The organism is Pseudomonas sp. JL27(2026), assembly GCF_056933555.1.
In genome coordinates, this window is sequence record NZ_CM167794.1 from 1,831,136 (window position 1) to 1,851,706 (window position 20,571).

Sequence of the window (20,571 nt, forward strand, 5' to 3'; positions counted from 1 at the left end):
CCCTGTCCTGCAGCAATGCGGTTCGGGGTTGGCGCTTGTCGAGACTGTGCAAGCAGCAGTCACAGGTGGTGCGGCACTTCAATAAGTGCAGCACCGAATGCGCAGTACCTAACGAAGACGGTAATAAGCATGAATCTTCACGAGTATCAGGGTAAGCAGCTGTTCGCTGAGTACGGCCTGCCAGTATCCACCGGTTACGCGGTAGACACCCCGGAAGCAGCAGCAGAAGCTTGCGACAAAATCGGCGGCACCGAGTGGGTTGTCAAAGCCCAGGTTCACGCCGGTGGTCGCGGTAAAGCGGGCGGCGTCAAGCTGGTTCGCAGCAAAGAAGACGCTAAAGCATTCGCTCAACAGTGGTTGGGCAAGCGTCTGGTGACTTACCAGACTGATGCCAATGGTCAGCCAGTCACCAAGATCCTGGTTGAATCGTGCACTGATATCGCTAAAGAGCTGTACCTGGGCGCTGTCGTTGACCGTTCGAGCCGTCGCATCGTGTTCATGGCTTCCACCGAAGGTGGCGTGGACATCGAGAAAATCGCTCACGACACCCCTGAAAAAATCCTCAAGGCCACTATCGATCCACTGGTTGGCGCTCAGCCATTCCAGGGTCGCGAGCTGGCATTCCAGCTGGGCCTGGAAGGCAAACAAGTTGCTCAGTTCGCCAAGATCTTCGTAGGTCTGGCCAAGCTGTTCAAGGATCACGACCTGGCTCTGCTGGAAGTGAACCCGCTGGTGATCAAGGCTGATGGCGATCTGCATTGCCTGGACGCGAAGATCAACATCGACGCCAACGCCATGTACCGTCAGCCTAAGCTGAAGACTTTCCACGATCCGTCGCAAGACGATCCGCGCGAAGCGCACGCTGCCAAGTTCGAACTGAACTACGTAGCACTGGAAGGCAACATCGGTTGCATGGTCAACGGTGCTGGCCTGGCCATGGGTACCATGGACATCGTCAACCTGCATGGCGGCAAACCTGCCAACTTCCTCGACGTGGGCGGCGGTGCTACCAAAGAACGCGTGACCGAAGCGTTCAAGATCATCCTGTCCGACACTAACGTCGCTGCAGTACTGGTCAACATCTTCGGCGGCATCGTTCGTTGCGACATGATTGCCGAAGGCATCATCGGTGCAGTGAAAGAAGTCGGCGTGAAAATCCCGGTTGTTGTTCGCCTTGAAGGCAACAACGCTGAGCTGGGCGCTAAAGTACTGGCAGAAAGCGGTTTGAACATCATCGCTGCTACCAGCCTGACCGACGCTGCTCAACAAGTCGTTAAAGCTGCGGAGGGCAAATAATGAGCGTCCTGATCAATAAAGACACCAAAGTTATCTGCCAGGGTATTACCGGTTCGCAAGGTAGTTTCCACACCCAGCAAGCCATCGAGTACGGCACCCAGATGGTTGGCGGCGTAACTCCAGGCAAAGGCGGCACCGAGCACCTGGGTCTGCCAGTGTTCAACACCGTGAAAGACGCTGTAGCGGCCACTGGCGCTACCGCCAGCGTGATCTACGTTCCGGCTCCTTTCTGCAAAGACTCGATCCTGGAAGCTGCTTTCGGTGGCATCAAGCTGATCGTGTGCATCACTGAAGGCATTCCTACCCTGGACATGCTGGATGCCAAGGTCAAGTGCGACGAGCTGGGCGTGATCCTGATCGGCCCTAACTGCCCAGGCGTGATCACTCCAGGCGAATGCAAGATCGGCATCATGCCAGGTCACATTCACTTGCCAGGCAAGGTCGGTATCGTTTCGCGTTCCGGCACCCTGACCTACGAAGCTGTGAAGCAGACTACTGACGCCGGTTTCGGTCAGTCGACTTGCGTCGGCATCGGTGGTGACCCGATCCCGGGTTCGAACTTCATCGACATCCTGAAGCTGTTCCAGGAAGACCCGAAGACCGAAGCGATCGTCATGATCGGCGAGATCGGCGGTTCGGCTGAAGAAGAAGCGGCTGCCTACATCAAGGCACACGTGACCAAGCCGGTTGTTTCCTACATCGCTGGTGTGACTGCCCCTGCGGGCAAGCGCATGGGCCATGCTGGCGCAATCATCTCTGGCGGCAAAGGCACTGCAGACGAGAAATTCGCTGCACTGCAAGACGCAGGCGTTAAAACCGTGCGTTCGCTGGCAGACATCGGCAAGGCCCTGGCCGAGCTGACTGGTTGGGCTGTCAAGTAAGCTTCGCGCTTAGCTGACGCTCCATCAACAAAGGCCACCTTCGGGTGGCCTTTGTCGTTTCCGGGGTTTGAGATACTCGCAGTGCTATTTGTGGTGAGGGAGCTTGCTCCCGCTGGGCTGCGAAGCGGCCCCAATTCAGGCGACTGCATTTTTCAGGCATGACACGAACAATGGTTTTGCGTCTGCTGCGTAGACGAGTGGGAGCAAGCTCCCTCGCCACAGAGTTCTGGTTGTGAAAAATAGATATGTAAACGCGACATTGGAAACGTCGCATATCGGATAGTTCGCCCCTTAACAGTGCGTTTGTCGGACAAATTAGTTACGCTAGCCGCCATTTTGCGTTTGCTGCCCACAAGGACGCTGCGCGCTAAACGGGTCAGTCCTATACGGACCGACAGCATTTCCCTCACCCATAAGGGAAATCCCTCTCTAAATTCCGATTCAGTAGTGTGGTATTTCCTTAATGAAAGTGTTGAAAGGCCAGGACATCCTGGCATTAGGTTTTATGACGTTTGCCCTGTTCGTCGGGGCCGGCAACATCATCTTCCCGCCTATCGTCGGTTTGCAGTCCGGGCCACACGTCTGGATGGCGGCGCTGGGCTTTCTGATCACCGCAGTCGGTCTGCCGGTCATCACCGTGGTTGCCCTGGCCAAAGTTGGCGGCGCGATGGATGCCCTGAGCAGTCCAATCGGCAAAATCGCCGGTGGTCTGTTGGCGGCGGTTTGCTACCTGGCGGTCGGTCCGTTGTTCGCCACCCCGCGTACCGCGACCGTGTCGTTTGAAGTGGGCCTGGCGCCGCTGACTGGCGAAAGCCCGCTGGCGCTGTTCCTCTACAGCAGTGTGTACTTCCTGCTGGTGTTCTTCATTTCGCTCTATCCTGGGCGCCTGCTGGACACCGTCGGGCGTTTCCTTGCCCCGCTGAAAATCATCGCCCTGGCCGTACTCGGCATCGCCGCATTCGCCTTGCCGGCCGGTGACATTGGCACTGCTACACCTGAGTACGTTGCAGCGCCGTTCTCCCAGGGCTTCATCAATGGTTATCTGACCATGGACACCCTCGGCGCGCTGGTCTTCGGCATCGTTATCGTCAACGCCATTCGTTCCCGTGGGGTTGAATCACCAGCCTTGATCACCCGTTACGCCATTATCGCCGGGTTGATTGCCGGCGTGGGCCTGGCGCTGGTCTACGTCAGCCTGTTCCGCCTAGGCTCGGGCAGCCATGAAGTGGCTGTCGGTGCAACCAACGGCGCGGCAGTGCTGCACGCTTATGTGCAACACACCTTCGGTTCGTTGGGCAGTGGTTTCCTGGCGGTGCTGATCTCCCTGGCCTGCCTGGTAACGGCAGTCGGCCTGACGTGCGCATGCGCGGAATACTTCAGCCGTGTGTTGCCACTGTCCTACAAGACACTGGTGATCATCCTGGCGGCGTTCTCCTTGCTGGTGTCCAACCTGGGCCTTACCAAGCTGATTGCGTTCTCGATCCCGGTCCTGACTGCTATCTACCCACCGTGCATCGTTCTGGTAGCCCTGAGCTTCTGCAAGGACTTCTGGCATGAACAAGGGCGCATCGTGGGCCCGGTCATGCTGGTCTCGTTCATTTTCGGCCTGATCGATGCCCTCAAGGGCGCTGGTCTGGCGGGCTGGATGCCTGTGCAATTGGCGGATCTGCCGTTGAGCGAGCAAGGCCTGGCATGGCTGGTGCCTTCGGTGATCACCCTGGCGGCGGCTTTTGTTTTCGACCGCGTGCAAGGCAAGCGCGCCGAAGCCCTGGCTTAAGAGTTTCGCGCCCCGTCACACGTGGGCGGCAGACTAAACAGAAATGCCCCGTATCAATCGATACGGGGCATTTTTTATGAGCGTGATGCAGTGTCTTTTTCCTTGCGCTAACGTCGAAGCACTTTGTGGGAGCGGGCTTGCTCGCGAAAGCGGATTATTATTCAACATGGATGTCGACTGACACTCCGTTTTCGCGAGCAAGCCCGCTCCCACAGGATTTCGGTATTTCGCCCCTACGTCACAAGGACCTGCATGTCGTTCGTTCACGCCAATCTGATCCACATTCTTGCCGCGCTCTGGTTTGTCGTTTGCTGGGGCGGCTATACCCGTTACGCCAGTTGGAAGGCCCGCGACACCGCGTGCCTGGCCAGTGTGTTGCATCTGTACCGCGAAGACTGGATGCGCCGCATGCTGCTGCGCGACAACCGCATCGCCGATGCCAGCGTGATCGGTAACCTGGAGCGTAACGCGTCGTTCTTTGCCTCAAGCACGCTGATCATCCTGGCGGGTATTCTCACAGTGCTCGGGGCTTCCGAGCGGGCGGTGTCGCTGCTGGCCGACATTCCGATGGTGCAGCAGGCTTCCCAGGGCATGTCGGAGATCAAGTTGCTGTGCCTGGCGCTGGTGTTTGTCTATGCCTTCTTCACGTTCAGCTGGTGCATGCGTCAGTACAACTTTGCAGCGATTCTGGTGGGGTCGGCGCCGATGATCGGTGAGCGTCATGTCTGCGAGCAGGAGCGCAAAGCCTTCGCCTCGCGTGCGGCGCGGGTTATTTCCATGGCCGCCAACCAGTTCAACTTCGGCCTGCGTTCCTATTATTTCGGCATGACCATGCTGGCCTGGTTCGTCAGCCCGTGGCTGTTCATGTTGATGAGTGCTGGCGTGGTGTTTGTGTTATATCGCCGGGAGTTTCATTCCGACGTGCTGGACGTGATGGTCTATACCCCTACAGAGGCACCATTGCCTGAGGCCAGCAAAGAGGTGAGTTGATGAGTGTTCCGTTCTGGTGTGTGTTTATCAGCGCGTTGCTGATTTTTGTCGCGCGCATGCCGGTAGCCAAGGCCATGAAAGAGCAGGGCGGTTACAACAACCACTTGCCGCGCCAGCAGCAGGCGCAACTGACAGGGTTTGGTGCGCGAGCCCTGGCGGCGCATCAGAACAGCTTCGAAGCCTTTATGCTGTTCGCGGTCGGGGTATTGATGGCGCACACCACCCAGACGGCGGGCTGGCTGATTGATGCGCTGGCAATCATCTTTGTGATCGCGCGGGTCGTCTACTTGCTGTGCTATTGGGCTGATCTGGCTTGGCAGCGCAGTCTTGTGTGGTTTGTCGGGCTGGTCTGCTCGTTACTGCTGATGATCAGCCCGACGTTTAGAACGGTATTGCTATAGCGTCGGATGAAGTTGCTGTAACAGAAAACACCAGACAAAAGAAAACCCGCCTTAGAGCGGGTTTTCTTTTTGCAGCACTAAAACCGGATTAGTTGGTTTTAGGAGCGGCTTCTTCAGCGGCTGCTTTGTTCGATTCAGCCTGATCTTTGGCGGCTTCGGCGTTTTCTTTCGCGGCCTCGTTCACTTTATCCTGAGCTTCGGTCATTTTTTGCTGGGCTTGTTCAGCATGTTGGTTGGCATCTTGAGCTTTGTCCTCGGATTTTTTATCGCAGGCAGCGAGACCGAGGGAAGCGGTCAACATCAAGGCAATAGCTAAAGTCTTACGCATGGGGTGTTTCTCCTTATGGAAAATATCTACTTGGCCTTTCGAACACAGTCCCACATGTTAAGTTCCATGTTTCCCACAGATATATAAGTTTGTTCTGAGCGGAACTTTTTACGGGGACTCACAGTTCTATGTCTCCACCTTAATGAGAGCCTTTATCACATGAGCGAAAATCCGGTTTTTGAGCGTGCCACACGGTTTTTATCCGCGCTCAGGCACTGCCAGGTATTGGGGTTGCGCGTGCACAGTGCCGGCAGTGAAGGGCTGACAATTACCTTGCCCTACAGCCCGCAAATCGTGGGTAATCCGCAAACTGGCGTAATTCACGGGGGCGCCATCACGTCGCTGATGGACACCGCGTGCGGCATGGCGACGTTGTGTGTGCTGCCGCAGTTCGAGGTGTGCCCGACTCTGGATTTGCGCGTTGACTACATGCACCCGGCCGAGCCGCATAAAGAGGTACACGGCTTTGCGCAGTGCTACCGGGTGACCACCGACGTGATCTTCACCCGTGGTTTTGCCTATCAGGACGATCCCGAGCAACCGATTGCCCACGTGGTCGGGACGTTCATGCGCATGGGCAAGGGCGTCAAAGGTACCAAGGGCTTCGGCGGAGTCATCAGTGGCGGTGTGAAATGACTGACAATTTCAAGGAGCAATTGCAGCAGGCCCATGAGCAAGGTGACTACGCCTCGCTGCTGCACTTGATTCCCTACGCGAAACTGATCGGGATTGAATGCTCGCGTCTGGGCGATGAATTGCTGTTTCGCCTGCCCGCGAACAAAGACAACATCGGTAATCCGTTACTGCCGGCCATTCATGGCGGCGTGATTGCAGGCTTCATGGAGCTGGCCGCAGCCCTGCATTTACTGATCTTCACCGGCTCTCCCGGCGTGCCGAAAATCATCGACTTTTCCCTCGACTATCTGCGTGCCGGCCAGTTTCGCGACACCTACGCCAAATGCCAGGTGTGTCGCCAGGGCAGGCGAGTGGCCAACGTGGCGATTACCGCGTGGCAGAGCACTCAGGCCGAGCCGATTGCCACCGCCCGTGCGCATTTCAAGATTGAAGAAACCCCCAGCCCTTGAAATCCCCGTCATAGCCCCCAACTTTGATGACATCCCGCCGCCACCCCTTCAGGGCGCGGCCACTGCCATCCAATCGGAGTTTGATGACCATGAGCGTGGAAACTCAAAAGGAAACCCTGGGCTTCCAGACCGAGGTGAAGCAACTGCTTCATCTCATGATCCATTCGCTGTACTCCAACAAGGAAATTTTCCTTCGCGAACTGATCTCGAACGCCTCTGACGCTGTCGACAAATTGCGCTTCGAAGCCCTGTCCAAGCCTGAGTTGCTGGAAGGTGGCGCCGAGCTGAAAATCCGTGTGAGCTTCGACAAGGACGCGAAAACCGTCACCCTCGAAGACAACGGTATCGGCATGAGCCGCGACGATGTGATCACCCACCTGGGCACCATCGCCAAATCCGGCACTGCCGACTTCATGAAAAACCTGTCGGGCGACCAGAAAAAGGACTCGCACCTGATCGGTCAGTTTGGCGTCGGTTTCTACTCCGCGTTCATCGTGGCCGATAAAGTTGATGTGTTCAGCCGTCGTGCCGGCCTCGCCGCGAGCGAAGGCGTGCACTGGTCGTCCAAGGGCGAAGGCGAGTTTGAAGTCGCCACCGTCGAGAAGGCTGATCGCGGCACGCGCATTGTCCTGCACTTGAAATCCGCTGAAGACGAGTTCGCCGATGGCTGGCGCTTGCGCAACATTATCAAGAAGTACTCCGACCACATTGCGCTGCCGATCGAGCTGCCGAAAGAGGTTACCCCTGCCGAAGGCGAAGCAGCCCCGGCGCTTGAGTGGGAAACCGTCAACCGCGCCAGCGCGCTGTGGACCCGTCCTCGCACTGAAGTCAAAGACGAGGAGTACCAGGAGTTCTACAAGCACGTCGCTCACGATTACGAAAATCCGCTGAGCTGGAGCCACAACAAGGTCGAAGGCAAGCTCGAGTACAGCTCGCTGCTATACGTGCCTGCCCGTGCTCCGTTCGACCTGTACCAGCGTGAAGCACCGCGCGGTCTGAAACTCTACGTGCAGCGCGTGTTCGTGATGGACCAGGCTGAGTCGTTCCTTCCGCTGTACCTGCGCTTCATCAAAGGCGTGGTCGACTCCAACGACCTGTCGCTGAACGTGTCGCGCGAGATCCTGCAAAAAGACCCGATCATTGACTCGATGAAGTCCGCGCTGACCAAGCGTGTACTGGACATGCTGGAAAAACTGGCGAAGAACGAGCCTGAGCAATACAAAGGCTTCTGGAAAAACTTCGGTCAGGTCATGAAAGAAGGCCCGGCAGAAGATTTCGCCAACAAAGAGAAAATTGCAGGCCTGCTGCGTTTTGCATCGACCAGCAGCGTCGAAGGCGAGCAGGTTGTAGGCCTGGCCGAATACCTGGCACGTGCCAAGGAAGGTCAGGACAAGATCTATTACCTGACCGGTGAGAAGTACGAATCGGTGAAAGACAGCCCGCACTTGGAAGTCTTCCGCAAGAAAGGCATCGAAGTGTTGCTGCTGACCGACCGTATCGACGAGTGGCTGATGAGCTACCTCAGCGACTTCGACGGCAAGAGCTTTGTCGATGTGGCGCGCGGTGACCTGGACCTGGGCAACCTGGACTCGGAAGAAGACAAGAAGGCCGCTGAGGAAGTTGCCAAGACCAAAGAAGGTCTGGTTGAGCGGATCAAGACAGCCTTGGGCGAAACCGTCAGCGAAGTGCGGGTTTCTCACCGTCTGACCGACTCCCCGGCGATTCTGGCCATCGGCGAGCAGGACCTGGGCATGCAAATGCGTCAGATCCTGGAGGCCAGCGGTCAGAAGGTTCCGGAGTCCAAGCCGATCTTCGAATTCAACCCGGGCCACCCGCTGATCGAGAAGCTCGACAACGAACAGAGCGAAGAGCGGTTTGGCGACTTGTCGCACATCCTCTTCGATCAGGCGGCCCTGGCGGCCGGCGACAGCTTGAAAGACCCGGCTGCTTATGTGCGCCGACTGAACAAGCTGCTGGTTGAACTGTCGGTTTAACAGCGTAGTAAAAAAACCCGCTTCGGCGGGTTTTTTCATTCTTGAGTCTTGGGAGTCTGAAATGAGCCAAGTCACCGTGCGTTCCGTGGTCTATCAGGTCGATGGCCAGTCTTATGAAAGTCGTCTGGCGTTCGATGCCAGCCACACAGGCCCGCGTCCGGGGTTGCTGATGGCGCCGAACTGGATGGGCGTCAGCGCCGGGGCTGAAAAGATTGCCCGGGACGTTGCCGCCAAAGGCTATGTGGTGCTGATCGCTGACCTCTATGGGCAGCCGGTTCGCCCGCAGAACGGCGACGAGGCGGGCGCGGCGATGATGCCGCTGAAGAATGACCGTGCCTTGCTGCGCAAACGTATGCAGGCAGCATTCGAGCAGTTGCAAAAACAGACTGAAGCCAAGGTCGATACCTCGAAACTGGCGACATTCGGTTTTTGCTTCGGTGGTTGTTGCGCGCTGGAGCTGGCCCGCACGGGGGCGTCCTTGAAAGCGGCCGTGTCGTTCCATGGCACGCTGGACACGCCTGACGTGAACGATGCAAAAAACATCAAGGGCTCGGTGCTGGTACTCCACGGTGCATCCGATCCACTGGTGCCCAAAGCGCAGCTGCCGACCTTCGAAGCCGAGATGAATGCGGCGGGCGTGGACTGGCAACTGCTGAGCTACGGCGGCGCGGTACATTCCTTCACCGATCCGCACGCCAACGTGCCGGGCAAGATGATGTACGACGCCAAAACCGCCCAGCGGGCCTTTGTGTCGATGTACAACTTGCTGGATGAGGCCTTTAAAGCCTGATAGCGGGTTTGAGTTACACCGCTTTCGCGAGCAAGCCCGCTCCCACATTAGACCGAGTTCCAATGTGGGAGCAGGCTTGCTCGCGAAGAGGGCGGCACCAACACCCACTATTGTCGGGGCTCACTCCGAAGACCTGGCAGTTCGATCCGTTCACTTTCCCCCGGCACCGTCGGCCAGTCCCCGGCCGCCCAGCGCTGGCGGGCTTGATCGATCACCGCCGGATCACTGGCGACGAAGTTCCAGTTGATTCGCCGTGGCCCATCCATGGGCGCGCCGCCAAACAGCATGGCGTGGCAATCGCTTTCGGCGAACAGGTCCATTTCTTCCCCGGCAGGCAGCACTACCAGCGAGTGCGGTTCAATCGGCTCGCCATTGAGTTGCGCTTCACCGTCCAGCACGTAAAGCGCACGTTCTTCATGTTCGGTGAGGATCAGCAAGGTCGTCGCCGTTTTCAGCTCAAGCTCTGCGTACAACGTAGGGGAAAGCACCGGCACCGGTGACTCCAGGCAAAAGCCTTTGCCGGCAATCATCCTGATCTTCACCCCCAGGTTGTCGCTGACCGGCAGGCTGGCGGCCGGGTGATGGCTGTAATGGCTCGGGCCTTGTTCATGTTCCTTGGGCGAGGCCAGCCAGATTTGCAGGCCGTGCATCTTGAAGTCGGTGTCCCACAGTGCTTTCGGTGTGCGCTCGACGTGGGCAATCGCGCTGCCTGCGGTCATCCAGCTGACATCACCCGGTTTTACGATCTGATCGGAACCCAGGCTGTCCTTGTGCTGGAGTTCGCCTTCAAACAGGTAGGTGAGGGTGGACAGGCCGATGTGCGGGTGCTGGCGGATGTTCATGCCACGGCCTGCCGGATAGCGGGTTTCGAGCATGTGATCGAAAAACACGAAAGGTCCTACGCTGCGGCACTGGGCCGACGGCAGCGGGCGCAGGATCGGTTGGCCTTCGACATCTTCGGTGCGTGGGCGGATCACGAGCGGACTGTTCATGGTGCATTCCAGGCTGTACGAATGATGCCGCTGAGCATAACTCGCACAGCCTGTGCTTGCCGCTATTGGCTGAAGGCGCCTTCAGACAGGTGAGTCTCGATGGTCACTTCGCTGGTGGTCATCAGCTTGTGAATCGGGCAACGGTCGGCCACGCGGTGCAGTTCTTCGCGCTGGGCGTCGGTGAGCACACCTTTGAGGGTCAGTTTGACGTGCAAGGCGTATTTGCCTTTTTGTTCCTGACTGTTGTCATGCTTGACCTCGACCGTGACGCCGGTCAGCGGAATCTCTTTCTTTTGCGCGTAGAGCTTGAGGGTCAGTGCCTTGCAGGCCCCCAGCGCTGCGTCAAAGTAATCGTGGGGTTCTGGCGCGGAGCCTTCGCCGCCAAAGGCTTTGGGGACGTCGGCGAAGAGTTGATGGTCGTCGATCTGGATGCTGTGACGAAAACCTTCGCTGGATTCGGTGTTGACGGTAATGGTCATGACAAACCTCTTAAGCAGTAGGAAAGGGCGTACGTCGGAAAAAGACCTTGCTGTTATAGAGCATCCGGCGATTCAGGCGTTCCACTTTTTTGCCATTGCCCCGTACCTGGGTTTGTCATCAGCCTGTCACGCCTGCGTCATACCCTCGCGGTCATCTCAACCAAGGAGCGCACTATGCACCTCACCCGTTTAAGCGCGTTGGCTGCGCTGATGATGATCAGTGGCCTGGCCAGTGCCGAAGTTCATGTTGAAGGCCCGGTGGAATACGGTGTGTTTGGAGGGGCGAAGGCGCCGCTGGAATCGGGTGAGCGGGTGTTGCGCCGCAGCAACGAGCAGATTCAGACCACAGAAGTGATCCCCGGCAAGCTGGGAACCAAGTTTGGCCTGCGCTATCAATTGACCGGCAAGGTAGCTGATGGCCAACCGCTGACACTGCTGTATTTCACGCCGGGCATCCGTTCCCCCGATGGCGTGCGTCACGACAAGCTGGAAGTAACCCAGAAACTGGTGCCTGGCGCCCCGCAGGACGTGATGGCCTACGAGTTCACCGAACGCTATGAGGTCGTCCCCGGTGAGTGGCGTTTCATGGTGTTCCAGGGTGACCGTTTGCTCACGGAGCAGCGTTTTACCGTCAACTGAAACGTTTGAGCCCAGGCGTTGGACTTCTTGGGCGCTTTGATATCACGTTTTCGTCTTACGCAAAATTTCACAGGGCCGATACCTTCTAGAGCAACCCGCTGCATGGTGGATGCAGCGCTTTTGGAAGGAACCAAAGCATGAGTCTCCGTAATCTCAATATTGCGCCCCGCGCAGGACTGGGTTTTGGCGTGCTGGCCCTGATGGTGTTTTGCTTGGGCGGGTTTGCCTTGATGCAGATGTCCAACATGCGCGAGCAGTCTGATGAGGTCGACAATAACTGGCTGCCCAGTGTGATGTCGGTCGGCGAAATGAATCAGGACTTGCTGCGTGTGCGGGCGCTGACCATGCGCTTGCTGATCAACCGCGATCCCCAGGCGCTGGCGCAGAATGTCAGCAAGATCAATGACATCAAGAAAGGCCTGACGGTGGCTCAGGATCGCTACGACAAACTGATCGTGCTGCCCGAGGAGCGGGTGCTGTTCGACCGCTTCAAGCTCAACGAGAAAAAGTACCTGGATTTTCAGGAGCAGGTGATGGCGCTCTCGGCCCAGGGTCGGGTCGATGATGCGACTGCGCTGGTGAACGGCGAGATGAGTCATCTGGCCGATGAGTTGTCGGTCACGCTGCATGAACTGGTCGAATTGAATCGTTTGAATGCCAATCTGGCAACGGAGCTGGCGCGGGCGGTGTTCAGCAGTTCGCGGGTGTGGGTGGGCGTCATGATTGGCGTGACGGCGTTGATCACCATTGGCCTGGCGCTGTTGCTGACCCGCAGTATCGTCCTGCCGTTGTCCCAGTCGCTGAAAGTGGCCGAGGTGGTGGCGGGCGGTGATTTGACCGCTGACATCAATATCAGCGGCAAGGACGAGCCCGCGCGGCTGTTGCACGCGCTCAAGAGCATGCAGCAGAACTTGCGCGAGACGATCCGCCGAATTTCCTACTCATCCAGCCAACTGGCCTCCGCTTCGGAAGAGCTCAGTTGCGTCACCGAAGACGCCACCCGGGGTTTGCATCAGCAAAGCCTGGAGATCGAGCAGGCCGCGACGGCGGTGAATCAGATGACTGTCGCGGTGGAGGAGGTGGCGAGCAACGCGGTGGCCACCTCCGAAGCGTCTCGCGAGTCTGACCGGATCGCCCAGCATGGTCGTGAACAGGTGCATCAGACGGTGCTGTCCATCGAATCCTTGGCCGATGATGTGACGTCCAATGCCGAACAGGTCGAAGACCTGGCGCAGAAGGTTTACAGCATCAGCAAGGTGCTGGATGTGATCCGTTCGATTGCCGAGCAGACTAACCTGCTGGCGCTCAACGCGGCCATTGAAGCCGCCCGGGCCGGTGATGCGGGGCGCGGCTTTGCGGTGGTCGCCGACGAGGTGCGGGCGCTGGCCCATCGGACCCAGCAGTCGACCCAGGAAATCGAGCAGATGATCAGTGGCATTCAACAGGGCACCGATCAGGCGGTCAGTTCGATGCAGCAGAGCAACACCCGCGCACGCTCGACCCTCGAAGTGGCGAAAGCCGCAGGGACGGCGCTGGAGGAGATTGCTTCGGCCTTTACACTGATCAACGAGCGCAACATCGTGATTGCCAGCGCTTCGGAAGAGCAGGCGGCGGTGGCGCGGGAGGTGGACAGAAACCTGATGAACATCCGCGACCTGGCGTTGCAGACCTCGGCGGGGGCCAACCAGACCAGTGCGGCGAGTCAGGAGCTGTCGCGGCTGGCGATTGACCTGAACACCATGGTGGCGCGGTTTTCGGTGTAAGGTTCAAGGCCCGGTCGGCCCCCATCGCGAGCCTGCTCGCGATGGGGGTTGCTGGTGCCCAATAAAAAACGCCCCGAACCAGTCGGGGCGTTTTCATGTGCAGCGAAGCGGCGGGGCTTACTTGCCCTGCCAGCGCTTCAGCACCAGGGTGGCGTTGGTGCCACCGAAGCCGAAGCTGTTGCTCATCACGGTGTTGATGGTGGCGTCTTCGCGCGTCTTGGTCAGGATCGGCATGTCAGCCACTTCCGGGTCCAGTTCGTCGATGTTGGCGGAACCCGCCATGAAGTTGCCTTCCATCATCAGCATGCAGTAGATCGCTTCGTGAACGCCGGCGGCGCCCAGGGAGTGACCCGACAGGCTCTTGGTGGAGCTGATGGCTGGAGCGTTGGTGCCGAACACTTCACGCACACCTTTCATTTCCGCGACGTCGCCGACCGGAGTCGAAGTGCCGTGGGTGTTCAGGTAGTCGATCGGAGTATCAACGGTGGACATGGCCATCTGCATGCAGCGGATGGCGCCTTCACCGCTTGGCGCGACCATGTCGTAGCCGTCGGATGTAGCGCCGTAGCCAACGATTTCGGCGTAGATCTTCGCGCCGCGGGCCAGGGCGTGTTCCAGCTCTTCAACCACGACCATGCCGCCACCGCCGGCGATGACGAAACCGTCACGCTTGGCGTCGTAGGCACGGGAAGCCTTGTCCGGTGTTTCGTTGTACTGGCTGGACAGTGCGCCCATGGCGTCGAACAGGAACGACTGGCTCCAGTGTTCTTCTTCACCGCCGCCGGCGAACACGATGTCCTGCTTGCCCATCTGGATCTGTTCCATGGCCGTACCGATGCAGTGAGCACTGGTGGCGCAGGCAGACGCGATGGAATAGTTCAGGCCCTTGATCTTGAAAGGCGTGGCCAGGCAAGCGGAAACGGTGCTGCTCATGGTCCGCGTCACGCGGTATGGGCCGACGCGCTTGACGCCTTTTTCGCGCAGGATGTCCAGCGCTTCCATCTGGTTCAGGGTCGACGCGCCACCGGAACCGGCGATCAGGCCGGTGCGCGGGTTGGACACTTGCTCTTCGGTCAGGCCGGAGTCAGTGATGGCGTCTTTCATGGCCAGGTAGGCATAAGCCGCCGCGTGGCCGACGAAGCGATAGATCTTGCGATCGATCAACTCTTCGAGAGGCAGGTCGATGGAGCCGGAAACCTGGCTACGCAGACCCATTTCGGCATATTCCGGGTTGAAGCGGATGCCAGGGCGACTTGCACGCAGGTTAGCGGAGACGGTCTCTTTGTCATTGCCCAGGCACGATACGATGCCCAGACCAGTGATAACGACGCGGCGCATGCGGATAACCCTTAGAAGTTGTCAGTGGAGGTGAATACGCCGACCCGAAGGGCGTCGGCAGTGTAGATCTCGCGACCGTCGACACTGACCGAACCATCGGCGATGGCCAGGTTCAGTTTGCCGCGCATGACGCGTTTGATCTGAATGTTGTAGGTCACTTTCTTGGCGGTGGGAAGCACTTGGCCAAAGAATTTTACTTCGCCCGAACCCAGAGCGCGGCCACGACCTGGCAGGTCTTGCCAGCCGAGGAAGAAACCGACCAGTTGCCACATGGCGTCAAGGCCCAGGCAGCCCGGCATTACAGGGTCGCCTTCGAAGTGGCAGGCGAAGAACCACAGGTCCGGGGTGATATCCAGCTCGGCGACCAATTCACCTTTGCCGTACTTGCCGCCCTCGGCGCTGATATGGGTGATGCGATCCACCATCAGCATGTTAGGGGCGGGCAGTTGCGCGTTACCCGGGCCGAACAGCTCACCGCGACTGCAGCGCAGCAGGTCTTCCCGAGTAAAGGCGTTTTGTTTGGTCATGCGAGCTCCTCAATAGTCATGCGGCAGGTGGGGCAGAATCTTCCCGGCCGATCGAAACATTCATGCCTCGAACCGGCAGCCTACTCATAGACTATTGCGTTGTGGTGAAAGTCACAGCACAAGGGACATGAATGTACACTTGTGCACTGAAATTATTATTCAAGCCCAATTTCAGGCCAGTTTCGGAGGCTAAGACTGCCGCACTTTCGCCTTTCACGCCAGTCGCAGATGGTCGATAGCTCTGTGCTACTGCACCCAACGCTGAAGAATTTGCTGCAGATCAGTGCGTTTGAAAGGCTTGGCCAGATAGTCGTTCATGCCCGCTGACAGGCAGGCCTCGCGGTCCCCCTGCAAGGCATTGGCGGTCAGCGCGATGATCGGCACATCGGCGCAGCCTGGCAGTTCACGGATCTGTCGGGTGGCTTCGTAACCGTCGATGACTGGCAACCGGCAATCCATCAGGATCGCCTCGAACATCAGGCTCTCGGCACTCTTCACCGCCTGCGCACCATCGGTGGCCACACTGACAGTGAAGCCCAGGCTGCGCAACATTGCCTGGATGACCGTCTGATTGACCGGATTATCTTCGACCAGCAACACATTGCGGCCTTCGCCATGACCGTTGCCGGCTGGCGTACGTGGCGCCAGCACCGGCAGTGTGAGCCTGGACAGTGCCAGCGGAATTTCCAGGGTGAACACCGAGCCCAGGCCTTCTTCGCTCTGGGCCCGCAGGGTGCCGCCCATCCGCTCGGCGAGGGTCCGGGCAATCGGCAGGCCCAGCCCGGTGCCGCCGTAACGCCGGGAGATCGAGCTGTCGGCCTGCTGGAAGGCATTGAACATCGACTCCAGGCTTTGCGCCGAAATGCCGATTCCGCTGTCGCGCACGGTGCAGGTGAACCACAACACTTCGTGGTCCAGCGCTTGCCACTGCGCCTCGATCGAGATCCGCCCCTGTTCGGTGAATTTCAAGGCGTTGCCGATCAGGTTGACCAGGATCTGCCGGATCCGTGTCGGGTCGCCCAGCACCTGCAGGGCCTGCATGTCGTCGGGGATCAGCAGGTCCAGGCTCAGCCCGCGCTGCGTGGCGCTGTGCTGGAAAGACTGGGCCGAGTTGCCGATCAGCTCGGCGAGGTTGAACGGGATATGTTCCAGTTCCAGGGCCGAACGCTCGATGCGCGAGAAATCGAGAATGTCGTTGATGACCTTGAGCAAGTGCTCGGTGGATTCGGACGCCAGCGCGGCATACTCGCTCTGTTCCTCGGTCATGTCGGTGGTTTCGAGCAGTTGCAGCATGCCCAGCACACCATTCATCGGCGTGCGCAGTTCGTGGCTCATCATCGCCAGGAAGTCGGATTTGGCGTTGTTGGCTTTCTCTGCTTCTTCGCGGGTCTGGATCAGTTGCGCCATGGCCTGGTGCTGCTCGCGGCTGGCGACTTCCAGGCCGTTGGCCAGGTTATTGATGTGCCGCGACAGTGCACCGAGTTCGGTGTCGTCGACGATCGGCAGCGGGGTTTTGTAATCGCCCTGTTGTATCGCCTTGACCGCGTTGCCGATGTCGCGCAGCGGCTTCGACAGGCCGGCCGCCAGGCGCCGGGCGACGAGAAAGGTAAAGAGCAGGGCGAACAAGGCGAGGACGCCAGCCTTGAGGAGGATTTCCTGCTGGCGCTGGCTGAAGGCATCGTTGGACATGCCGACAATCACTCGCCCCAGATAATCCTCGGCGGTGGCATGGGCCGGTGCCTGCGGGCTCTGAAGAAAATCGTTACTGAGTGCAATCCGCTGCAAGCGAACCGGGGCCTGGAACACTTCGACCTTCTGCGAGCGGTTGTGGATTTCCGACGGCTGCTCGACGTACACCAAGATGTGGTTGGTGCTGTCCTGGACTTCGAGAAAGCGCACATGGGGCGTGGCCAACGACGCCTTCATCAGGCTTTCGAGCACCTCGTTGTTGCCGGAGATCACTCCGTACTCGGTGGCGGGCGCCAGTTGGTTGGCGATCAACTGACCGGTGTGGTTGAGCTCCTGACGCAAATCCTGCAGCCGCACGAACGTGAAGAAGCTGATCAGCAGCAAGGTCAGCAGCAAGGCCGGGCCGAGGCTGATGATTTGGGTGCGGGTGCTGATGTCCCAACGGCGACGCAAGCTCATGGACGGTTTTCTCCTTCGGCCAACTGGGCGGCCACGGTCCCGGGGTCGATCTGTTCGATGCCCAGGGAGCGGGCGACTTGCGGGTTGCTCAATACTTTGAAGGGTTGCGGGTACAACGCGCGTGGCCAACTGGCCGGTGGACGGTCCAGCAGATGATCGAGCATCTGCAACCAGTCATTTTGATCGCTGTAGGTACTGGCCAGGCTGCCGGCCTTGACGAAGCCGGCATTGGGACCGATCAGCGCGAGTTGTCGACCGTAGCTGCTGAGCAACAGGTTCTTGGCGGTTTTCGGGTTGTAGAGCCCGGGGTCGTCCAGCCCCAACAGCACGTCGCTGTTGCGCAGCAAGGTTTGCAACGGGCGGCTGTCCTGCGTGTTGTCCCAGCGCTCGGCGATGATCTTCAGGCCCAGGGGGCGGGCAGCCTGTTGCAGTTCCTTGAGTAAAAACTCGCTGCCTTTGCCGTACAGCACGCCGACCCGCTGCGCTTGGGGCAGTAGTTTTTTCGTCAGGCGCAGTTGGCGGATCAGCGGTGGATCACTCCACAAAAGCGTCAGGCGTGCCGGCACGTTGCTGCCCAAGCGCTGATTGGCTTGCAGACGGCTGATGCGCAGCACGAGGGTCGCTGGTCCCTGAGTGTCTTGCAGGCGCCAGTCCAGGCTCGGCAGGTCGAGCAGGATCAGTCGGGTGCTGGCCGGTAGCCTGGCCGGCACCGGCAGGCTGGCAAACGGGGCGAAGCGCACGTTGTCGTTGGGCCGCTGCCTGGCCAGTGCCTGGGTAAAGGCCTGGACGGCCGGGCTGTCGTGGGCACCGGTCAGCAAAACATCGGCCGCCCGCGCGGGGGCACTGAATCCTGGCCAGCTCAGCAACAACATCCCGACGCAGACTATGCGCCAAAGGGTGGACGTCGGCATGTCAGAACTCTAACTCCGCGCTGACATACAGCACGTGGCGCGAATCGTAGCGGTTGTCGACGAAGGTCGTCGGCTGGTTGTCCAGGCGCTGCTGGAGGATGGCGGCCAGTTCCAGGTTGGCCCGCCCCAGGGCGATGCGTTTGGCCACGCGTGTGTCGACCCGCTCGAAGCGGTAGCCGTTGAGCGCGTCGTCCCCATAGTAGAAGAGCGCGCTGTTCCAGCCGTTGCCCCAGTCCCGCAGCCAACCCGCGGAGCCACTGTTGCGTGCGCTCTGTTGTTCGTCGCGTGGGTTGCTCGCGTCGGCGTCGACGTAGGCGTAGGTCAGGCGCAAACGATCATTGCTGCCGAGATGCCAGTCGAGCTGGGTTTCTGCGCCACTGAAGCGTGCAGCGTTGCTGTTGCTGGCAATGAACTGATTGTTGCGCAGCGGCTCGCTGATCATTCCGGTGATTTCGTCGTAGAACAGTTTGACGTCGACGTTCAGCCCCAGGTCGACGAAAAAGCCGTTATAGCCCAGCTCCCGCGAGCGCATGTGTTCCTGGTCGAGATCGCCGGGGCCACGGGTCTTGACGAAGTAGCGGGCGCTGGATTGCCCGTAGGCGCCGGGGCTGAGGTTGGTTACCCGGTAGCTCCAGTTGACGTTGTTCTCGAACATGTCGGGCGAACGTATGGCCTCCGAATACACCGCCCGCAGGCCATGGCGCGGGTTGATCAGGTAATTGACCGCCACCCGCGGGGTCAGCGAGCTGCCGATCAACTGGGTATTTTCGAACATGGCGCCACCTTGCAGCAGCCAGTGTTCGCTGGCCCGCCACTCAAGTTGGCCGAACACGCGCCAGGTGGTGTCGTCGAGGGTGCCATTGAAGTACGTCTCGGAGTCGGCCCGGTCGTAACGATAGTTGACGCCGCTGACCAGCCGCAGGCTGTCGGACAGGCTCAAGGTGTCCTGCACTTCGAGGTCGTAGCGCGATTCCCGGGAGCTTTGGTCGATGTCACCGCAGATCGTCTGTCGGGCGCCGTTTCGCCATTGCTCCAGCACTTGATTGCCCAGTGCCTGTTCGGCCGGAGTGCCGGCGGGGGCGCCGGTGCCGGTGAAGCGTTCCATGTGGCGCGCCAGGCGCTCGGTGTAGTTGGGGTTGAGCTGCCAGAGCCGGGTCAGTTCCGGGCTGAACGAAACTTCGGCGTCGCAGGCGCGCCAGGTCTGCTGGCGGTCCCAGTGCTGGGCTGAACCCTGCACATAGAGGCTGTGATCCGCATTGATGTCCAGGTTCCAGCGCACGGAGCCGGCGTAGTCCTTGGCAATCACGTCGGAGTTGTTACCGGCTGAGGTAATCCCGGAGAACACCGGACGGTAGGTATACGGCCGCTGATTGCTGCCGTCCTTGGCGTTCAGTTGCCAGTCCAGGCTCTGCTGCTCGTTCAGCGTCTGGCTGACGGCGAGGCTGAAGCGGTTCAAGCGGCGGCTGTCGCGGTAATCGGCGCCCGTGCGGTCGGTGTCAAAACCGTCGTCTTCCTGGCCGGACAGCGACAAACGCAGGTCGCCACCGTCCCAACCGGTGCCCTGGCTGGCGTACCAGTCGCTGATGCCGCGCTGGCCTCGGGTGATCTTCATGCGCGTGCCATGGCTGTTGGCCGGTGCGCGGGTGATGACGTTGACCACCGCCATCAGCGCATTGGCGCCGTAGCTGACGGTGTTGGGACCGCGAAAGACTTCGATGCGCTCGATGTCTTCCATGGCCACGGGGATGTCGCTCCAGTCCACTGTCGCCAGGCCGGCGCGGTACACCGAGCGTCCGTCGATCAGCACCTGCATCCGCCGCGCTTCGCTGGCGCTGGTGCCGTGGTAGTTCACCGCCGCCTGATTGCCATTGATGTTGCCGACCATCATCCCCGGTACCAGGCGCAATAATTCGCTGATGTCCCGGGCACCGCTGGCCTTGATCAGTTCACTGTCGATCACCGTCATGCTGCCCGGCACCGCCGCCGGCGATTGTTTGAGGCGCGTGGCGGTCAGGACCTGGGGGAGCGGTTGATCGTCCAGGAACAGGTCATCGCCCAGCACGGGTGCACTGAAAAGCAGCGCCAGGACGAATGACGAACGAGGGAGGGGAGGGCCAAAAGACACGGCACAGCCTTGGTAAGCGAATAATTGGCGCGCATGGTAACCGAGCTGGTCGAGTTTTCCAGTCACGATGCCGGCATTTTCCTCGGTTTTGATGGTCGACTTCCTAC

The 20,571-nt window shown here is 59.4% G+C and carries 19 protein-coding genes and 1 pseudogene; 12 read left to right on the forward strand and 8 right to left on the reverse strand.

Features of this window, described 5'->3' with window-relative positions; genetic code table 11:
* The first annotated feature begins 129 nt into the window (after nucleotides 1-129).
* From sucC to AC1Z1G_RS08265, 5 genes are all read left to right on the forward strand, one after another.
* On the forward strand, nucleotides 130-1,296 hold the full coding sequence (sucC, locus tag AC1Z1G_RS08245; RefSeq protein ID WP_007898980.1) for an ADP-forming succinate--CoA ligase subunit beta: 1,167 nt from the start codon (nucleotides 130-132) through the stop codon (nucleotides 1,294-1,296).
* Nucleotides 1,296-2,177 carry a succinate--CoA ligase subunit alpha gene (sucD, locus tag AC1Z1G_RS08250; protein ID WP_483626304.1) on the forward strand — a complete coding sequence of 294 codons (882 nt, stop codon included), beginning with the start codon at nucleotides 1,296-1,298 and terminating at the stop codon, nucleotides 2,175-2,177. The genes sucC and sucD overlap by 1 nt, the downstream gene beginning before the upstream one ends.
* Before the next feature lie 463 nt (nucleotides 2,178-2,640).
* Nucleotides 2,641-3,954, forward strand: a complete 1,314-nt coding sequence (gene brnQ, locus AC1Z1G_RS08255) for a branched-chain amino acid transport system II carrier protein (protein ID WP_483626306.1) — start codon at nucleotides 2,641-2,643, stop codon at nucleotides 3,952-3,954.
* 252 nt (nucleotides 3,955-4,206) lie between these two features.
* Complete coding sequence (locus AC1Z1G_RS08260; RefSeq protein ID WP_483626307.1) at nucleotides 4,207-4,944, forward strand: DUF599 domain-containing protein; 738 nt, start codon at nucleotides 4,207-4,209, stop codon at nucleotides 4,942-4,944.
* Nucleotides 4,944-5,345 (forward strand): MAPEG family protein, encoded by a 402-nt coding sequence (locus AC1Z1G_RS08265; protein ID WP_483626308.1) that lies wholly within the window; start codon nucleotides 4,944-4,946, stop codon nucleotides 5,343-5,345. The genes AC1Z1G_RS08260 and AC1Z1G_RS08265 overlap by 1 nt, the downstream gene beginning before the upstream one ends.
* A gap of 88 nt (nucleotides 5,346-5,433) precedes the next feature.
* On the opposite strand, the gene AC1Z1G_RS08270 is transcribed toward AC1Z1G_RS08265, so the two are convergent.
* Nucleotides 5,434-5,673, reverse strand: coding sequence for a hypothetical protein (locus AC1Z1G_RS08270; RefSeq protein ID WP_483626310.1), 240 nt, complete (start codon nucleotides 5,671-5,673; stop codon nucleotides 5,434-5,436).
* A 159-nt stretch (nucleotides 5,674-5,832) separates the two neighbouring features.
* On the opposite strand from AC1Z1G_RS08270, the gene AC1Z1G_RS08275 reads away from it, so the two are divergent.
* From AC1Z1G_RS08275 to AC1Z1G_RS08290, 4 genes are all read left to right on the forward strand, one after another.
* Entirely contained in the window at nucleotides 5,833-6,309 is a 477-nt protein-coding gene (locus tag AC1Z1G_RS08275) for a PaaI family thioesterase (protein WP_483626312.1), read from the forward strand.
* Nucleotides 6,306-6,758, forward strand: a complete 453-nt coding sequence (locus tag AC1Z1G_RS08280) for a PaaI family thioesterase (protein ID WP_483626313.1) — start codon at nucleotides 6,306-6,308, stop codon at nucleotides 6,756-6,758. The genes AC1Z1G_RS08275 and AC1Z1G_RS08280 overlap by 4 nt, the downstream gene beginning before the upstream one ends.
* Nucleotides 6,759-6,847: 89 nt before the next feature.
* Nucleotides 6,848-8,752, forward strand: coding sequence for a molecular chaperone HtpG (gene htpG / locus AC1Z1G_RS08285; RefSeq protein WP_483626314.1), 1,905 nt, complete (start codon nucleotides 6,848-6,850; stop codon nucleotides 8,750-8,752).
* Between the two features lie 61 nt (nucleotides 8,753-8,813).
* Nucleotides 8,814-9,542: a dienelactone hydrolase family protein gene (locus AC1Z1G_RS08290; protein WP_483626316.1), complete on the forward strand. Its 729-nt coding sequence runs from the start codon at nucleotides 8,814-8,816 to the stop codon at nucleotides 9,540-9,542.
* Between the two features lie 107 nt (nucleotides 9,543-9,649).
* Here the strand turns inward: AC1Z1G_RS08290 and AC1Z1G_RS08295 are convergent, their stop codons facing one another.
* Nucleotides 9,650-10,534 (reverse strand): pirin family protein, encoded by an 885-nt coding sequence (locus AC1Z1G_RS08295; protein WP_483626317.1) that lies wholly within the window; start codon nucleotides 10,532-10,534, stop codon nucleotides 9,650-9,652.
* Nucleotides 10,535-10,596: 62 nt separating this feature from the next.
* A complete protein-coding gene (locus AC1Z1G_RS08300; protein WP_262111085.1) occupies nucleotides 10,597-11,013 on the reverse strand; it encodes an OsmC family protein in 417 nt (138 codons plus the stop codon).
* A gap of 174 nt (nucleotides 11,014-11,187) precedes the next feature.
* On the opposite strand from AC1Z1G_RS08300, the gene AC1Z1G_RS08305 reads away from it, so the two are divergent.
* From AC1Z1G_RS08305 to AC1Z1G_RS08315, 3 genes and pseudogenes are all read left to right on the forward strand, one after another.
* Complete coding sequence (locus tag AC1Z1G_RS08305; RefSeq protein WP_483626319.1) at nucleotides 11,188-11,652, forward strand: DUF3859 domain-containing protein; 465 nt, start codon at nucleotides 11,188-11,190, stop codon at nucleotides 11,650-11,652.
* 137 nt (nucleotides 11,653-11,789) lie between these two features.
* Nucleotides 11,790-12,560: pseudogene (locus AC1Z1G_RS08310) on the forward strand (MCP four helix bundle domain-containing protein); the annotation flags it as partial.
* On the forward strand, nucleotides 12,552-13,415 hold the full coding sequence (locus AC1Z1G_RS08315; RefSeq protein WP_483627784.1) for a methyl-accepting chemotaxis protein: 864 nt from the start codon (nucleotides 12,552-12,554) through the stop codon (nucleotides 13,413-13,415). The pseudogene AC1Z1G_RS08310 and the gene AC1Z1G_RS08315, both read left to right, overlap by 9 nt.
* A 117-nt stretch (nucleotides 13,416-13,532) precedes the next feature.
* Here the strand turns inward: AC1Z1G_RS08315 and fabB are convergent, their stop codons facing one another.
* The 5 genes from fabB to AC1Z1G_RS08340 form a co-directional block, all read right to left on the reverse strand.
* Nucleotides 13,533-14,753, reverse strand: a complete 1,221-nt coding sequence (gene fabB / locus AC1Z1G_RS08320; RefSeq protein ID WP_483626321.1) for a beta-ketoacyl-ACP synthase I — start codon at nucleotides 14,751-14,753, stop codon at nucleotides 13,533-13,535.
* Nucleotides 14,754-14,764: 11 nt separating this feature from the next.
* The gene (gene fabA / locus AC1Z1G_RS08325) at nucleotides 14,765-15,280 is read right to left on the reverse strand and encodes a 3-hydroxyacyl-[acyl-carrier-protein] dehydratase FabA (RefSeq protein ID WP_347904853.1); all 516 of its coding nucleotides are present in this window, start codon (nucleotides 15,278-15,280) and stop codon (nucleotides 14,765-14,767) included.
* Between the two features lie 246 nt (nucleotides 15,281-15,526).
* Nucleotides 15,527-17,428, reverse strand: a complete 1,902-nt coding sequence (locus AC1Z1G_RS08330) for a response regulator (RefSeq protein WP_483626322.1) — start codon at nucleotides 17,426-17,428, stop codon at nucleotides 15,527-15,529.
* Entirely contained in the window at nucleotides 17,425-18,339 is a 915-nt protein-coding gene (locus AC1Z1G_RS08335; RefSeq protein ID WP_483626324.1) for an ABC transporter substrate-binding protein, read from the reverse strand. The genes AC1Z1G_RS08330 and AC1Z1G_RS08335 overlap by 4 nt, the downstream gene beginning before the upstream one ends.
* 1 nt (nucleotide 18,340) lies before the next feature.
* Nucleotides 18,341-20,464, reverse strand: coding sequence for a TonB-dependent receptor plug domain-containing protein (locus AC1Z1G_RS08340; RefSeq protein ID WP_483626325.1), 2,124 nt, complete (start codon nucleotides 20,462-20,464; stop codon nucleotides 18,341-18,343).
* Between the last annotated feature and the right edge of the window lie 107 nt (nucleotides 20,465-20,571).

Coding starts and splice junctions, on each gene's coding strand:
- sucC (WP_007898980.1), top strand. CDS start 130: ATGAATCTTCACGAGTATCAGGGTAAGCAGCTGTTCGCTGAGTACGGC.
- sucD (WP_483626304.1), top strand. CDS start 1,296: ATGAGCGTCCTGATCAATAAAGACACCAAAGTTATCTGCCAGGGTATT.
- brnQ (WP_483626306.1), top strand. CDS start 2,641: ATGAAAGTGTTGAAAGGCCAGGACATCCTGGCATTAGGTTTTATGACG.
- AC1Z1G_RS08260 (WP_483626307.1), top strand. CDS start 4,207: ATGTCGTTCGTTCACGCCAATCTGATCCACATTCTTGCCGCGCTCTGG.
- AC1Z1G_RS08265 (WP_483626308.1), top strand. CDS start 4,944: ATGAGTGTTCCGTTCTGGTGTGTGTTTATCAGCGCGTTGCTGATTTTT.
- AC1Z1G_RS08270 (WP_483626310.1), bottom strand. CDS start 5,673: ATGCGTAAGACTTTAGCTATTGCCTTGATGTTGACCGCTTCCCTCGGT.
- AC1Z1G_RS08275 (WP_483626312.1), top strand. CDS start 5,833: ATGAGCGAAAATCCGGTTTTTGAGCGTGCCACACGGTTTTTATCCGCG.
- AC1Z1G_RS08280 (WP_483626313.1), top strand. CDS start 6,306: ATGACTGACAATTTCAAGGAGCAATTGCAGCAGGCCCATGAGCAAGGT.
- htpG (WP_483626314.1), top strand. CDS start 6,848: ATGAGCGTGGAAACTCAAAAGGAAACCCTGGGCTTCCAGACCGAGGTG.
- AC1Z1G_RS08290 (WP_483626316.1), top strand. CDS start 8,814: ATGAGCCAAGTCACCGTGCGTTCCGTGGTCTATCAGGTCGATGGCCAG.
- AC1Z1G_RS08295 (WP_483626317.1), bottom strand. CDS start 10,534: ATGAACAGTCCGCTCGTGATCCGCCCACGCACCGAAGATGTCGAAGGC.
- AC1Z1G_RS08300 (WP_262111085.1), bottom strand. CDS start 11,013: ATGACCATTACCGTCAACACCGAATCCAGCGAAGGTTTTCGTCACAGC.
- AC1Z1G_RS08305 (WP_483626319.1), top strand. CDS start 11,188: ATGCACCTCACCCGTTTAAGCGCGTTGGCTGCGCTGATGATGATCAGT.
- AC1Z1G_RS08315 (WP_483627784.1), top strand. CDS start 12,552: ATGCAGCAGAACTTGCGCGAGACGATCCGCCGAATTTCCTACTCATCC.
- fabB (WP_483626321.1), bottom strand. CDS start 14,753: ATGCGCCGCGTCGTTATCACTGGTCTGGGCATCGTATCGTGCCTGGGC.
- fabA (WP_347904853.1), bottom strand. CDS start 15,280: ATGACCAAACAAAACGCCTTTACTCGGGAAGACCTGCTGCGCTGCAGT.
- AC1Z1G_RS08330 (WP_483626322.1), bottom strand. CDS start 17,428: ATGAGCTTGCGTCGCCGTTGGGACATCAGCACCCGCACCCAAATCATC.
- AC1Z1G_RS08335 (WP_483626324.1), bottom strand. CDS start 18,339: ATGCCGACGTCCACCCTTTGGCGCATAGTCTGCGTCGGGATGTTGTTG.